This window comes from Rhodovarius crocodyli, from assembly GCF_004005855.1.
GTDB lineage: Bacteria > Pseudomonadota > Alphaproteobacteria > Acetobacterales > Acetobacteraceae > Rhodovarius > Rhodovarius crocodyli.
In genome coordinates, this window is sequence record NZ_SACL01000001.1 from 841981 (window position 1) to 855082 (window position 13102).

12 protein-coding genes and 1 tRNA gene are annotated in these 13102 nt (G+C 69.4%); 5 read left to right on the top strand and 8 right to left on the bottom strand.

Going from position 1 to position 13102, the window contains the following annotated elements; genetic code table 11:
* The first annotated feature begins 3 nt into the window (after nt 1-3).
* Both EOD42_RS04070 and EOD42_RS04075 read left to right on the top strand, forming a co-directional pair.
* Complete coding sequence (locus EOD42_RS04070) at nt 4-2082, top strand: acetate--CoA ligase family protein (RefSeq protein WP_127786135.1); 2079 nt, start codon at nt 4-6, stop codon at nt 2080-2082.
* A gap of 24 nt (nt 2083-2106) precedes the next feature.
* Nucleotides 2107-3270 (top strand): acyl-CoA dehydrogenase family protein, encoded by a 1164-nt coding sequence (locus EOD42_RS04075; RefSeq protein ID WP_127786137.1) that lies wholly within the window; start codon nt 2107-2109, stop codon nt 3268-3270.
* A gap of 2 nt (nt 3271-3272) precedes the next feature.
* Here EOD42_RS04075 and EOD42_RS04080 read toward each other — a convergent pair whose 3' ends face one another.
* On the bottom strand, nt 3273-4061 hold the full coding sequence (locus EOD42_RS04080; protein WP_127786140.1) for a DUF3108 domain-containing protein: 789 nt from the start codon (nt 4059-4061) through the stop codon (nt 3273-3275).
* A 101-nt stretch (nt 4062-4162) separates the two neighbouring features.
* Between EOD42_RS04080 and EOD42_RS04085 the strand changes: the two genes are divergently transcribed.
* A tRNA-Val gene (locus EOD42_RS04085) sits at nt 4163-4237 on the top strand.
* A 197-nt stretch (nt 4238-4434) separates the two neighbouring features.
* On the opposite strand, the gene EOD42_RS04090 is transcribed toward EOD42_RS04085, so the two are convergent.
* The gene (locus tag EOD42_RS04090) at nt 4435-5742 is read right to left on the bottom strand and encodes a sensor histidine kinase (RefSeq protein ID WP_127786142.1); all 1308 of its coding nucleotides are present in this window, start codon (nt 5740-5742) and stop codon (nt 4435-4437) included.
* Nucleotides 5743-5753: 11 nt separating this feature from the next.
* Complete coding sequence (locus tag EOD42_RS04095; protein WP_206020230.1) at nt 5754-6464, bottom strand: response regulator; 711 nt, start codon at nt 6462-6464, stop codon at nt 5754-5756.
* A 154-nt stretch (nt 6465-6618) separates the two neighbouring features.
* Here EOD42_RS04095 and EOD42_RS04100 point away from each other — a divergent pair, with 154 nt between their 5' ends.
* Nucleotides 6619-7233 carry a class I SAM-dependent methyltransferase gene (locus EOD42_RS04100; RefSeq protein WP_127786146.1) on the top strand — a complete coding sequence of 205 codons (615 nt, stop codon included), beginning with the start codon at nt 6619-6621 and terminating at the stop codon, nt 7231-7233.
* A gap of 2 nt (nt 7234-7235) precedes the next feature.
* Nucleotides 7236-7841 carry a DedA family protein gene (locus EOD42_RS04105; RefSeq protein WP_164867772.1) on the top strand — a complete coding sequence of 202 codons (606 nt, stop codon included), beginning with the start codon at nt 7236-7238 and terminating at the stop codon, nt 7839-7841.
* A gap of 24 nt (nt 7842-7865) precedes the next feature.
* Here EOD42_RS04105 and EOD42_RS04110 read toward each other — a convergent pair whose 3' ends face one another.
* The 5 genes from EOD42_RS04110 to EOD42_RS04130 all read right to left on the bottom strand — a co-directional run bounded on the left by EOD42_RS04110 (nt 7866) and on the right by EOD42_RS04130 (nt 12699).
* A complete protein-coding gene (locus tag EOD42_RS04110) occupies nt 7866-8783 on the bottom strand; it encodes an SDR family oxidoreductase (RefSeq protein ID WP_127786150.1) in 918 nt (305 codons plus the stop codon).
* Nucleotides 8780-11098: a xanthine dehydrogenase family protein molybdopterin-binding subunit gene (locus EOD42_RS04115; protein WP_127786152.1), complete on the bottom strand. Its 2319-nt coding sequence runs from the start codon at nt 11096-11098 to the stop codon at nt 8780-8782. Before EOD42_RS04115 ends, EOD42_RS04110 begins: the two co-directional genes overlap by 4 nt.
* Nucleotides 11099-11103: 5 nt before the next feature.
* Nucleotides 11104-11568 carry a (2Fe-2S)-binding protein gene (locus tag EOD42_RS04120; RefSeq protein WP_127786154.1) on the bottom strand — a complete coding sequence of 155 codons (465 nt, stop codon included), beginning with the start codon at nt 11566-11568 and terminating at the stop codon, nt 11104-11106.
* 335 nt (nt 11569-11903) lie between these two features.
* Nucleotides 11904-12254 carry a hypothetical protein gene (locus EOD42_RS04125; protein WP_127786156.1) on the bottom strand — a complete coding sequence of 117 codons (351 nt, stop codon included), beginning with the start codon at nt 12252-12254 and terminating at the stop codon, nt 11904-11906.
* Complete coding sequence (locus EOD42_RS04130) at nt 12172-12699, bottom strand: hypothetical protein (protein WP_127786158.1); 528 nt, start codon at nt 12697-12699, stop codon at nt 12172-12174. Before EOD42_RS04130 ends, EOD42_RS04125 begins: the two co-directional genes overlap by 83 nt.
* Nucleotides 12700-13102 lie beyond the last annotated feature (403 nt).

The following is a 13102-nucleotide window of genomic DNA, read 5'->3' on the forward strand; positions in this document are numbered from 1 at the left end:
ACCATGACCGATCTGAAGAATCTGGCGGACGCCGTCTTCCGCCCGCGCGCCATCGCCCTGCTGGGGGCCACGCCGGACCAGAAGAAGAACAACTCCCGCGCGCAGCGGGTGCTGAAGAAGAACGGCTACAAGGGCCAGATCGTGCCCATCAACCCGGGCCGCGCCGAGATCATGGGCGACACCGCCTACCCGGACATCCGCGCCGCCCCGGGGCCGATCGACCATGCCTTCATCATGGTGCCGGCCGCCGCCGTGCCCGATGCCATCGCCGGCTGCGTCGAAAAGGGCGTGAAGGTCGCCACCATCTACAGCGCGGGCTTCGCCGAGATCGGCGCCGAGGGCCGCGCCATGCAGGAAGCCTTCACCGAAACCGCCCGCAAGGGTGGGCTGCGGCTGATCGGGCCGAACTGCCTCGGCCTGGTGAACGTGACCGACGGCGTGCCGATCACCAATAACGCCGCCGTCGAGGCCGAGGAGATCAAGGCCGGTTCCATCGGCGTCGCCTCGCAATCCGGCAGCATGATGGGCGCGCTGCTGTCGCGGGCCATGGCGCGCGGGCATCGCTTCTCCAAGCTCGTCTCCGTCGGCAACGAATGCGACGTGGGCGTGGGCGAGGTGGCGCAGCTGCTGGTCGAGGACGAAGCGACCCGCTGCGTGCTGCTGTTCATGGAAACCCTGCGCGATGCGGACAAGCTGGCCGCCGCCGCCGCGCGGGCGCATCAGCTGGGCAAGCCCATCATCGCCTATAAGCTCGGTCGCTCTGACCTCGGGCGGCGCATCGCCGTTTCCCATACCGGGGCGATGGTGGGGGCAGACGAACTCGCCGCCACCTTCTTCCGCGAGAACGGCATCCTGCGCGTCGAGACCCTGGATGCGCTGGTGGAGGCACCGCGTCTGGTGCTGGGGCGCAGCACGCCGAAGGGCCGGCGTGTGTCCATCATCACCGGCACGGGCGGCGGTGCGGCCATGATCGTGGATCGCCTGGGCCTGTATGGGGATGAGGTGGTGGGCCCCACCCCGGCCATGCAGGAACGGCTGGGCGCGCAGGGCATCCACCTCAGCGACAGCCCGCTGATCGACCTGCCGATGGGCGGCGGGGCGGGCCAATACACCTCCGTCCTCAAGGAAATGATCGCCTCCGACGGCAATGACGCGGTGGTGGCGGTGCTGGGCAGCACGGCCCGGCTGCGCCCCACCCAGGTGAACGAGAACATCCTGGACATCTACGATGGCTCGAAGCCCATCGCCGTGTTCTGCGCGCCCCAGGCCGACGAGGCGCTGCGGATCTGCGACGAGGCCGATGTGGCCGGCTTCCGCACGCCGGAATCCTGCGCCGACGCGCTGCATGCCTTCCTGAACTGGCGCGCCCCGGTGCCGCGCGGGGTGGGCGCGCCCGACGCGCTGGCCAAGGCGTCCGCGCTGCTGAAGGCCGCCCCCGCCTCCACCCTCGATGAATCAGAGGCCGTGGCGGTGTTCGAGGCGCTGGGCATCGAGGGTTCCGGCGCGCGCATCGTGAACAGCCCCGATGAGGCGCTGGGCATGGAAGGTCCGGTGGCCGTGAAGATCCTGTCGCCGGACATCCTGCACAAGACCGATGCCGGGCTGGTGAAGCTGGGCGTGGTGGGAGAGGCCGCGATCCGCGACGCGGTGGCCGCCATGCTGGCCCGCGCGAAGGAGCACTTCCCCGAGGCACGCATCCGCGGCGTGCTGGTGGCCCCCATGCACAAGGGCCTGGCCGAGGTGATCCTGGGCTTCCGCCGCGACCCGGAGGTGGGGCCCATCGTCATGCTGGGCATGGGCGGCGTGCTGGCGGAGCTGCGCAAGAGCTTCTGCGTGCGCCTGGCGCCCGTGACGGTCGAGACGGCGGCCGAGATGATCGCGGAGCTGCCTGAGCTGCGCATGCTGACCGGCTTCCGCAACCTGCCGCTGGGCGATGTGGCGGCGCTGGCCAAGGCGATCCACGCGATCTCCCTGCTGGCCGTGACCGATGGGCCCACCGTGCAGGAAGCCGAGATCAACCCGCTGTTCATCCGCCATCAGGGCCAGGGCGTCGTCGCCGTCGACGGCCTGATCAGCCTGTAAAAAGAACCGATAGGAAGCATGACCATGACCGCGCTGTCCGAAGAAGACCGCATGTTGCAGGAGCTGGTGTCGAAGTTCGTGCAGAACGAGCTGATGCCGCTGGAAGCCGCCGTCCTGAAGCGCGAGGCCGAGGGCGGCAAATACGCGCTGACCGAGGCCGAGGAGAAGCCGCTGCTGGCCAAGTGCCAGGAGCTGGGCCTGTGGGGCCTGGACGTGCCCGAGGAATACGGCGGCGCCAACCTGAACCCCGTGGCGCGCATGGTGGTGGAGGAGGAGGTCAGCCGCACCGTCGTGCCCTTCGAGTTCCCGCCCGACAGCCCCAACCTGCACATGCTGATGGTGGCCGCGAACGAGGACCAGAAGGAGCGCTATCTGAAGCCCTATGCCGAGGGCAGGATGAAGTCGGCCATCGCCATTTCCGAGCCCGGCGCCGGCGGCGACCCGGCCGGCATGATCACCCGCGCCCGCAAGGACGGGAATGACTGGGTGATCAACGGCCGCAAGATCTGGGTCAGCCGCGTGCCGTATTGCGACTTCATCATCCTGATGGCGCGCACGGGCGAGGGGAAGCGCGAGGAAGGCATGTCCGCCTTCATCGTGGACAAGGGCACGCCCGGCTTCATCATCGAGCGCGAGATCGCGATGATCGGCGGCCGCAAGACCTATGAGCTGGTCTTCGACGAGATGCGCCTGCCCGAGAGCCAGGTGCTGGGCACGCTGCATCGCGGCTATGCCCCCATGCAGCTGCGCCTGAACGTGCGCCGCCTGCAGATCGGCGCGCGCTGCGTGGGCATCGCCAGCCGCGCGGTCGAGATGATGTGCGAGCAGGCGAAGAACCGCGTGACCTTCGGCGTGCCCCTGGCCGACCGCCAGGCCATCCAGTGGTGGATCGCGGATGCCGCCATCAAGATCCATGCCTGCCGGCTGATGGTGATGACCGCCGCCAAGACGCTGGAGGAAGGCGGCGACGTGCGCAACGAGGCCAGCATGATCAAGGTGTTCGCCACCGAGATGGCCACCACCGTCCTGGACCAGGCCATGCAGACCTTCGGCGCCATGGGCATGACCAAGGAACTGCCGCTGCAGCTGTTCAGCCAGCAGGTGCGCCTGATGCGGATCTATGAGGGCCCGACCGAGGTGCACCGCATGGCCATCGCCAAGCGCGTGCTGCGCAACGGCAAGGTCTGATCCTATTCGCCTTCCAGCCGGGTGAGGGTCGCGTAGACGCGGCCCCACCAGCGGGAGGCGATCTCGACCCGCAGCGGCACGGGCGGCGCGCCCGCGCGCGGGGAGGCGATCCAGGCCGTGATCTCGCTGGGCTCGCGTGAGCGGGCCTGGTCTTGGTTGCGCAGGAAGCCGCCCAGCATCCGGCTTTCGACCGTGCAGCGCAGGGCGCGGCCCTGCATGCCCACGCCCCATTCATTGGGCACGGTTTCCTCGCCTTCCGTGCGGGCCTGGGCCTGGGTCAGCCGCCGGGCGTCGAACAGCCGCATCGCGCCCTCGCACCGGCGGGTGGCGGCGACGTTGCGGGACAGCATGAGCAGCGCGGAGAGCGAGTCCATGGTGCCCGCCAGCTGGTCGGCAGGCACGCCGTCCCGCTCCTCGGTTTCGAGAGACGGAACCAAGCTGCGCACCTGCGGCCGGCCGTCCGCGGCGTAGTCCATCAATGCCTCGCGCCGTTCGCCGCGCATCACGCCCTGCACGACATAGCGGCGCGGGCGGGGCGTGTTGCCCTGCCAGTCGCCCTCAACCACCGTGGTTTGGTCGGAACGCGAGAACACGCCCAGCATGCCGCGAGACCGGCTCTGCATTTCCAGGCGATAGCGGCGGGCGTCGGAATCGATGGTGATGCGCGTCTGCATCACATGCAGCCCCGCCACATGCAGGTCATAGGTGGCGTACCAGACCGTCGCCGCGGCAGGGCGGGCGCCCAGCATGGCCAGGCCGAGGATCGGCAAGGGAAGCAGCAGACGGCGCATGGCTTAGAATCAGGGACGCAACGGTCAAAGTGCAAGAGCATTCTTGCCTGACCCCGGCTTGACACCCCGCCGCCATACGGGCAAATGGCGCCCCACACGATGGGTGCGTAGCTCAGCGGTAGAGCACTGCCTTCACACGGCAGGGGTCACAGGTTCAATCCCTGTCGCACCCACCATCGTTTTCAGTGACTTATGGCGTGTTGTAGTGGCTCTCAGAACGGGCTGGGTAACGCGCGTTGCGCCTAGTCTCCTGCCAGCAAATCGCGGCAGTTGGTCACCGACCCTCGAGGCTGAGCTACATCCATTCGGCTACCAATCGCCGACCAGTCACCGATTTTTACGATATCGTTGACCGTATACTAAAGCCGAGTGTCTAAGCTGGCAGGATCACCCTGGCCCGCAACCCGCGCGCAGCCAGGTTCTCCAGAGTGGCCGACCCACCGTGGGCAACCGCGATGGAGCGCACCAGTGCAAGGCCGAGCCCGATGCCGCCTGTCTCCCGGTTGCGCGACGGCTCGCCGCGATAAAAGGGCTCGAAGACGCGCTCCAGCTCCTCATGCGGCAGGCCTGGGCCGTCGTCCTCGATTTCGACCACGGCGGCTCCAGGGGACCGCATCAGCCGCACCCGCGCCGCGCCGCCATAAGTGACGGCATTGTTGATGAGGTTGGTGAACAGGCTGCGCAACCCGATGTCGTCCGCCTGCAGGACCACGTCGGGCCCGTCCTCCAGCCGCACGTCGCGGCCGGTCTCGGCCATGTCGTCGGCGATGCTGCACAGCAGGGAACGCAATTCCTGCCGCTGTCTCGGTCGGCGTACATGGGTCGTCTGCACGAAGGACAGCACCGCCCCCAGCATGCGCTGCATCTCGGCGATGTCGGCCTCGGCGCGATGGCGGATGGCTTCGGGCGCGCGTTCCAGCCGAAAGGCCAGCCGCGTTAGCGGCACCCGCAGGTCGTGGGCGATGGCGCTCATCATATCCAGCCGGTCGTCGATGTAGCGGCCCAGCCGTCCCTTCATCTCGTTGAAGGCCAGTGCCGCACCCCGCAGCTCACGCGGGCCGTCCGGCTTCAGGTCGGGTTCGCGCGGGTTTCGGCCCAACCGCTCCGCCGCCTCGGCGAATTGCCTGATGGGCCAGGAAAGCCAGTGCGCCAGGAAAAAGGCGAAGGGAATGGCGAACAGGATGCTGGCCACCACCCAGGTTGCGGCCAAGGCAAGCCAGCCCCGCAGCAGGGAGGCGGAGGAGGTGACGACACGCCAGCTGCCGTCGTCCATCTGCCGCGCGAGCTTGATGCCGCCAGCGAAATCCAGCGTCTCCAGGTCCAACCCGCCACCGGTCGGGCCCAGGCTCATGGCCTGGCGCGGGCCGGCGGCCCAGCGGCCGACACCCAGTAGCTCCAGCCGCAACCGCCCGGCGGGCAGGCCTAGCCGCTCGGCCACCATGTCCCTCAGCGGCTCCAGCGCCGGCTCCTGCGGGCGGAATTCCCGTGCCTCGCGGATCTCGATGCCCGTGGTGTCCCGGCCGTCCAGGATGGCCATCTGCACCTTGGCGAAGCTCAACGGGCCGAGCGGCACCGGCGGGCAGATGAGGAACACCGCCAGGTTCAGCATCTGCACGAGCAGCACGCACCCGAACAGGATGGCCGTGGCGCGGACCACGATGGGGATGGAACGCAGCTTCATGGCGGCTCTCCCTACAGGCGTTGCGTGGCTGGGACGAACATGTAGCCCTCATTGCGGATGGTGCGGATCAGGGCATCGCCCGGCCCGCGCAGCTTGCGCCGCAGCCGGCTGACCTGCACGTCCACCGCGCGGTCGAAGGCATCGCTGTCCGGCCCCCGCGCCGCATTCAACAACTGGTCGCGCGTCAGCACCCGCCGCGGGCGCTCGATGAAGGCCTTCAGCATGAACAGCTCCCCATCCGTCAGGTGCACCAGCACGCCCTCCGGGTCGCGCAGCTCATGGGCGCTGAAATCCGCGACCCAACCGCGAAAGCCCACGCGATAGGCGCGGAACCCCTGCCCCGGGACGCGGCTGCCACGACGCAGCATCGCTTTTACCACGGCCAGCAGCTCGCCCGGGCTGCTCGGCTTGCCGACATAGTAATCGGCGCCGGCATTCAGCCCGGCGATACGGGCGGGCGGGGTGTCCAGCGCGGAGAGCATCACCACCGGCGGGTGCGGCGCACGCGCCAGGCGCTCGCAGGCGGTCAGCCCATTCTCGCCCGGCATCAGCACGTCGAGCAGGATCAGATCGATGGGCTCCGCGGCCAGGATGCGCTCCATGGAGCGGACCTCCGGCGCGTCGAGCACCCGGTAGCCGTGGCCGCGCAGGCTCTCGCCAATGGCGTCCCGGATGCCGGCATCGTCATCCACCACCAGGATGGTCTGTCGCTCGTCGTCCATCGCTCCTGATCCCCGTGGCATGGCGCGGCAAGTCGGGCGGGAATGTTTCTGGCGGATGTCCGGGCCGCCGTAGCGAGGTGTCCGGCAGGAAATACGCCGGACACGAACTGCCCCGAGGGTCGCCCCGCTTCGCAACTGGACCCCGAGGATACCGATGTCGGCCGAGACCGTCACTGAACAAACCCTGCCTCCCGAGCGTGACAACCTGCTCTTCCTCCGTTCCTGGATGCAGGACCCGCTGCGGGCCGGCGCCTTCAAGCCCAGCAGCCCCGACCTGGCACGCGCCATGGCGGGCCAGGTCGATCCCTCCATCCCCGGCCCGATCGTGGAGCTGGGACCCGGCACCGGCGCCATCACCCGCGCCCTGGTGGAGCGGGGCGTCGACCCTGCCCGGCTGGTGCTGGTGGAGGCCGATCCGAACTTTTGCACGTTGCTGCGCCGGCGATGGCCCACCGCGCGCGTGCTGCAGGCCGATGCCTATGGCACGCCGTCGCTGATGCGCGACTTCGACGCACCTGCGGCGGCCGTCGTCGCCGGGCTGCCGCTGCTGATCCGCCCGCCCTCCCAGCGACTGCGGCTCGTTATGGACTGCCTTCGTCAGGCCTCACCGGGGGCGCCCTTCATCCAGTTCACCTATTTCGTCCGCTCGCCGGTGCCGGCCCCGCGCCCGGGGCTGCGTGCGCATGGTTCCTCCATGGTGTGGCGCAATCTATGGCCGGCGCGGGTTTGGACCTATCGCCTGCCACGCCGCCTCGCCGAGGCTGCGTGAGCATGCTCGACACCCTGCTGCGGGCGGCCAGCATGGAGGCGGTGTTCCTCGCCGCGCTGATCGAGAAGTTCATCCCCATCCTTCCCTCCTATCTGCTGTACCCGATGATCGGCATCGGGGCGGAGGATGGCTGGGCGCTGGCGATGCGCTGCCTGGTGGCGACGGCGGGCTCCATGGGCGGCGCCGTCGCATGGTACTGGCTGGGCGCCTGGGTGGGGGAGCGCCGGACCCAGGCGCTGGTCGAGCGCCATGGCCGCTGGCTGCTGCTGTCGCCCGCGCTGTACGGGCGGCTGATGGCGGATTATCGGCGCAAGCCGGCGGGGCTGACCTTCATCGGCCAGCTGATCCCCACGGTGCGGATCTTCCAGGCCTTGCCAGCCGGGGTGCTGCGGCTACCGCAGATGCCCTTCCTGATGGCGACCGCCCTCGGCTCCCTGTGCTGGATCGCTCTGCTGGCGGGGTCCGGGCATTTCCTGCACCGGCTGGGCTGGGAGGCAGGGGAAGCGGGGCTGACCGTGCTCGGCACCATGGTGGTGCTTGAGGTCGGCGCGGCGCTGGTCACACGCGCAGTGCGGCGCCGTTCCAGGCTGGCCAGCCAGCCTGGGTAAGGCGGGCCTCACTCGCCCGTCGCTTCAGTCGAAGCTGATGCCTGTCAGGCCGCAGGACAGTTCCCAGAGCTGGCTCGCGACCTCCAGGTTCAGCGCCTGCTCTGGCGGCTTCGCTTCGGTGGGGTAGCCGCGCGTCTCGCCCAGCCGGTGGGGGCCGTAGTACCCGCCCGGCCGCGCCTCGGGCGCGGTCGCGGCGAACAGGGTGGGGAGCGCCCCCTGCGCCGCCGGCTGGAAAAGGAACCAGAGAGCGGAGCGCAGCCGGCTCTGGAAACTGCCGCGCCCCGGGGCGTTGTGCAGTAGGTCGGTACGCGAGACGCCGGGATGCGCCGCGATGCTGGCGACGCCCCAGCCGGCGGCCTCGCTGCGGCGCTGCAATTCGAAGGCGAACATCAGGCAGGCGAGCTTGGACTGGCCATAGGCAGGCATCGGCGTGTAGGCGCGCCGGGATTGCAGATCGAGGAAGTTGATGGTGCCCGAGCGTGCGGCGACGCTGGACAGCGTCACCACCCGGGGCTCGCTGCCGCGCCGGAGCATCGGCAGCAGATGCGCCGTCAGCGCGAAATGCCCCAGGTAGTTGGTGCCGAATTGCAGCTCGAACCCGTCCACCGTGCTTTCCCGCCGGGGCGGGGTCATCACCGCGGCATTGTTGATCAGCACGTCGATGCTGTCCCGCTTTGCCGAGAGCCGCCGGGCGAAGGAGGCGACCGAGGCCAGCCGGGCCAGGTCGACCACCTCGAAGCACACGGTTGCGCCGGGCACCGCCGCTTTGATGCGAGTAGCGGCCTCGGCGCCCTTCGCCGGGTTGCGGCCGGCGATAACGACATCCGCGCCGGCAGCGGCGAGCGCCAGCGCATCCTCGAAGCCAAGGCCCCCGGTGCCGGTCACCACGAAGGTGCGGCCGCGCTGGGATGGCATGTCCTGGGTGGTCCAGTGATGGGTCATGAAGGCTCCTTGGCCAGCACGCTGCGGGTGCGGCGCTCGCCGATGGTTTCGGTGATGGCCAGCGGCAGGCGGCGCAGCCTGCGGCCGGTGGCGTTGGCAATGGCATTGGCGATGGCGGGCGCGACCGGCGGCGTGCCGGGCTCCCCTGCCCCGCCCGGTGGCAGTTCACTGCGGATCAGCTCCACGATCACCTCTGGCGCATTGGCCAGACGCTGGACAGGGAAGTCGTGGAAGTTAGTTTCCGCGACCGCGCCGGATTCGATGGTGATGGCGTTCATCAGCGCGGCGGTGGCGCCGAAGACGATGCTGCCCTCCATCTGGGCGGCCACTGAATCGGGGTTCACCACGATCCCGACATCGGCCACGCAGAGCACCCGGTCGAGCGTGACCTCGCCATCGTCCGCAACCGTTACCTCGGCCACCTGCGCCACGATGCTGAGGAAGGATTCCTCCAGCGCCACGCCCCGCCCGCGCCCGGGCGGCAACAGGCTGCCCCAGCCCGCCAGCACCGCCACGCGCTCCAGCACGGCCAGGTGGCGCGGGCTGTCGCGCAACAGCCGGCGGCGATAGGCCACCGGGTCCTGGCCTGCGGCCAGCGCGCATTCGTCGATGAAGGATTCGGAGAAGAAGGTGTTGAAGGAATAGCCGTTGGCGCGCCAGAAGCCGATCGGCAGGTGGCTCGGCACATGCTGGCTGCGCACCCGGCGGCTGGGGATGGCGTAGTAGGATTTGTCCAGCCCCTCGGCGGTCAGGCGGTCGCCATGCGGGCTGGGCGCGAAGGGCAGGCTGCGGCCCATCGCGGAGTTCTGCAGCGACTGCGCCGCCACCATCGCGTCATAGGCCACCGGCAACCCGTCCGGGCCCAGCGCCGCGCGCAGCCGGGCCGCGGCGTGGCTTCGATAGGTGCCATGGGTCATGTCCTGCTCACGCGACCACAGCAACTTCACGGGCCGTCCCCGGTGCCGCGCCGCCAGGAAGGCCGCCTGCGCTACCGCGTCGAACTCGTTGCGGCGGCCGAAGGCACCGCCGTTCATCGTGACATGGCCGATGACGGAGGTAGGTTCCACCCCTGCCCAGCCCGCACCCCGGTTCACGCCCCAGCGCAGGGTCATCGGCGACTGGGTGGAGGACCAGGCCTCGGCCGAGCCATCCTGGCGGATCAGCACGGTGGCGTTCATCGTCTCCATGCAGGCATGGGTGACGAATGGTACCTCATAGGTTGCGCTGACCACACGTTCCTGGCCGAGCGCGAAGCTTGCGCTCAGGTCACCCTGCTGCAGATGGACATGCGCGCCGCCGGCGTCGAGCGCGCCCCGCAGCGCGACGCCCAGACTGGCGCTGCTGACGTGGGCAGCCTCGGTCGCGGCCCAGTCGATGCGCAGGCCCTGCGCAGCCGTCTCGGCCTGCCACCAGGAACTCGCGACCACGGCCAAGCTCTTGCCGTCGATTACCGCCACATCCACCACGCCGGGCGCGCGGCGGATCTCAGCCATGTTCGCCACCCCGGCCACCGTGCCGCCGAAGACCGGCGCTTGGCGGATCGCGGCGTGCAGCATGTCCGGCAGCACGACATCGATCCCAAAGACCGGCTTGCCCCGGATCTTGTCGGGGATGTCCACGCGGCGCTGCGGCGTGCCGATGACGCGCCAGGCGGAAACGGGCCTGAGCGCCGGGTTGCGTGGCGGCGGCAGACGGGCGGCATCGCGTGCCAGCGCGCCATAGGCGATCGCCCGCCCCGTGGCCGCGTGCCGCACCAAGCCGTCACTGGTGGTCAGTTCGGCCACGGGCACACCCAGCCGCGCGGCCCCCGCCGCCAACAGCATATGCCGCGCCGCCGCCCCGGCGCTGCGCATCGGGAACCACAGCCCATAGGTCGAGGACGAACCGCCGGTGACGATCAACGGCACCAGCCCCAGCGCCCGCTGCCCGGCCCAGAGCAGTGGCCCGCGCGCATCTTCGGGGCGCGTGCGCAGGGACAGGGCGTAGTTGGTGTAGACGGGCAGCAGCCCGGTCGGGTGTTCGACGCTGATGCGGTCGTCGAAAGGGATGTCCAGCTCCTCCGCGACCAGCATCGCCATGCCGGTATGGATGCCCTGGCCCATCTCGGTACGGGGCACCTGGATCACCACGCGGCCGTCCTCTTGGATGGCCAGGAAGGCGTTGAGGACAGCGCGGTTGCCGTCGACGAAGCCATCCGGCCCGTCCATGTCCACGGTCGCGAGATAGCCGGTGCCGGCCACCCCCGCGACCAGGGCGGTGCCGCCCAGCGCCGCCCCAGTGAAAAGGAAGGCGCGGCGGGAGAGGATGCGTGCCATGGCGCTCAACCCTGAACCCGCGCCGCGGCGGCGCGATGGATGGCGCGGCGGATGCGCGGATAGGTGCCGCAGCGGCAGATGTTGGTGATCGCCTCGTTGATCTCGGCGTCGCTGGGGTTGGGGTTGCGGTCCAGTAGCGCCGTGACGGCGACCAGGAAGCCGGGCTGGCAGAAGCCGCATTGCGGCACCTGCTCCTCCAGCCAGGCCTGCTGCACGGCAGACAGCGCGCCCTCCACCCCGGACAGCCCCTCCACCGTCACCACCGAGGCGCCCTCGACCTCGGCCAGCGGCGTGACGCAGGAGGGGGTGGAAACGCCGTCGATCAGTACCCGGCAGGCACCGCACTGAGCGACGCCGCAGCCGTATTTCGGCCCCAGCAGGCCCAGGTCTTCACGCAACACCCACAGCAGCGGCTTGTCCGGAGGGGCGGAGACGCGCACGGCGGTGTCGTTTACGGTCAGGGAAATCATGGGTCAGACGGCCGGGAAGGTGGCGTGCCAAGGGCGGCTTGTCGCAGGGCGGGTCGGCGTCATCGGGGTCTCCGGCTCGGTGATGAGCCGGGACGTTGCGATGCGAAGGCTTCCGGGATGTTTCCAGATGGAACCGGCGGCTGCCGGGGCTGAAGCGCTGTGGTCAACGCCCAGCAGGTTTCGCGGCGGGGGAGAACGGGGGAAGGCCACCATGCCGGCAGGGTCGGCGGCGGAACCCTTGCATGTGTTCTGGCGCTAGGGAACCGGTGCGCGATTGCTGACCGCATACCTACAGGCCCAGGAAGGACCCAAAGGCCCCCCCCCCCTCCCACCCCCTATGCCTCGGCCGCCTCCATGGCCTTCGCCTGAGCCCTCAGAAGCTCAAGGAGGGCATCGGGCGCCATGCCGAGGGTCGGGGCCATCCCGGCACTGGCGGCCTGCATGAAGGGCTCCAGGACGGCCTGACGCCTGCCCCTCGCGGCGCCCTGCTGCCGGTATGCCGTCGCGGCTGCATCCGCTGCCAGCCGGCGCGCTATCTCCTCGGCTTCATCGCCGCCCACGACCGATGCTCGCCAGTCCCGTGGCAGGGGCACCAGGCTGATCTCATAGAAGCGCCAGCGCCGCAGCACCTGGGCGTCGGTGCCGTTCAGCGGCTCGAGGTTCTTCCTGCTGAAACAGTACCCCATGCTGCAATTCTGGAGGGCCACGGGCTCGCTCCAACGCATCGCGTGCGCGCATCTCGATGGCGAGGCCGGAGCTGATCTTCTCGGCCGCGGCGATGTTCTCGGTGGCCACCCATTTCTCGAAGCGATTGAGAAGCTCATCCGCCTCCATGATGGCGGCGTTGGTCTGCGCATCGCGGTCCCGCTTCTCCGCTGCGCGTAGCTGCTCGCCCAGTGCGGTGACAACGACCGAAGCGCGCTCGGCCCCTGAGCGAGCCTCGACCAAGGCCACCTCGCCTTTCTCCACCTCGCTGGCGCTGCCATTCAGCAGCAGGTTGGGCCGATCGGCTTCGAGCTGGGCGACGGCTGCTTTCCGATCGGCCAGCACCTCCATCGCCTTCGCGACGGCCGCGCTGATGACCTCGGTCTGGGTCCGGGGCCGCAGCCCCACGAGTGCTTTCAGGTCCATGATGGTTCTCCGCACCGGGTTGGAAAGTCGGTCTGCCGCCCGGTGCCAGCGGCGACCGGAAGGGTTGGGGCGAGGCCTGATCGGTGCGGTGTTTGACCGCCTCTCGGCCGGCCACACCTACCCGCACGCCGCCCCGAAGGGCGTGCGGAAGTACGTAGGGGGTATGGGGGACTCTGACCTCCGCAACCTCCGCAAGGTTCAATCCCTGCCGCACCCACCATCGTTTTCAAGCAGTTAGTCCCTTGTCTGTCCTTCCCGAAGGGCAGCTATCGCGCAATCCGCCAGGACGAGCGCCTGGCGGTGCGCCATCAAATTCTATGGGCGCGCTGTACCCGATCTTCGCTGACGCCGTCTGCGGTCTGAACTGCTGGCTGACGGAAGGCCAGCGAGAGCCGGAAGTCCC